Origin of the sequence: Flavobacterium fragile, assembly GCF_023634865.1 — a bacterium.
GTDB lineage: Bacteria > Bacteroidota > Bacteroidia > Flavobacteriales > Flavobacteriaceae > Flavobacterium > Flavobacterium fragile.
The window spans coordinates 1-803 of the sequence record NZ_JAMLJN010000026.1; the positions used below are offsets into that span (position 1 = coordinate 1).

At 39.6% G+C, this 803-nt stretch carries 1 pseudogene; it reads left to right on the top strand.

The window, feature by feature from the left end:
• Nucleotides 1–803: pseudogene (locus NAT47_RS12555) on the top strand (gliding motility-associated C-terminal domain-containing protein); the annotation flags it as partial.

Below are 803 nucleotides of genomic sequence, written 5' to 3' on the forward strand. Positions count from 1 at the left end.
GGTAGTTCCGTCACAGGTTACTTTAACAACGGTAACACCAAATTCTAACTTAGTACTTAACCCAGATGGTAGTGTTGATGTTTTACCAAACACACTAGTAGGAACTTATACGTTAACTTACCAGATTTGTGAGGTACTAAATTCAACTAATTGCGATACAGCAGTGGTAACGGTTACGGTAACCTCAGGAACAATTGATGCGGTTAATGATGCTGGTACACCAGTTAATGGTTTTGTAGGAGGAACGGCAGTAGCCAATGTACTTGCAAACGATACTTTAAACGGAACGCCAGTTAACTCGTCAGATGTTACTACAACGTTTGTTTCTTCTACTAATGTAGGAGTCACTTTATCTGGTACAAGTGTTCAAGTTGCACCAGGTACACCAGCAGGAACTTACACGTTGACTTACCAGATTTGTGAAAAATTAAATCCGTCTAATTGCGATACAGCAGTAGTAACTGTTACGGTAACAGCAGGAACAATTGATGCGGTTGCAGATACTGCAGGTCCGATTAATGGCACTACTGGTTCTACTAATGTTGTGAACGTACTTAGTAATGATACTTTAAATGGAACCCCTGTTACACCATCTGATGTTACGTTAACAACAATAATACCAAACACTAATTTGGTACTTAACCCAGATGGTAGTGTTTATGTTTTACCAAACACCCCAGCGGGAACTTACACGTTGACTTATCAAATTTGTGAAAAATTAAATCCGTCTAATTGCGATACAGCAGTAGTGACCGTTACTGTAACAGTAGCTCAGATTGATGCGGTTGCAGATACGATAGGTT